Below are 449 nucleotides of genomic sequence, written 5' to 3' on the forward strand. Positions count from 1 at the left end.
CCTGCTGGACGACCTGACCGACGACGAATGGGCCCACCCGTCGCTGTGCGAGGGGTGGACGGTGCGGGACGTCGCGGCGCACCTGGCCAGCCAGTACCGGATCCGGTTGCGGGACGCGCTCGCCGGGGCGATCCGGGCGCGCGGCAACATCGAGCGCGCCATCCACGACGCCGCCTGCGCCTACCGCAAGCCCGCGCCCGAGCTGGTGGCGGAGATCCGGGACCTGGCCGGGTTCCGCCGCATCCCGCCCGGCATCGGCCTGGAGGAGGTGCTGATCGACATCCTCGTCCACGGCCTGGACATCGCGTTGCCGCTGGGCCGGTCACTCGCCGTGCCGCCGGACGCCGCCGCGCACGTCGCGCAGCGGCTGTGGGACAAGCCGCGCATGTTCCACGCGCGCCGGCACTTCGGCGGGCGCCACTACCGGGCCACCGACACCGGCTGGTCGG

Annotated in this window: 1 protein-coding gene; it reads left to right on the plus strand. The window is 75.1% G+C overall.

Features of this window, described 5'->3' with window-relative positions:
• A partial coding sequence (locus tag I6F33_RS37975; protein ID WP_225145799.1) for a maleylpyruvate isomerase family mycothiol-dependent enzyme occupies positions 1-449 on the plus strand: 449 nt, incomplete at both ends.

The sequence above is a fragment of the Bradyrhizobium sp. BRP20 genome (assembly GCF_020194215.1).
Taxonomy (GTDB): domain Bacteria; phylum Pseudomonadota; class Alphaproteobacteria; order Rhizobiales; family Xanthobacteraceae; genus Bradyrhizobium; species Bradyrhizobium yuanmingense.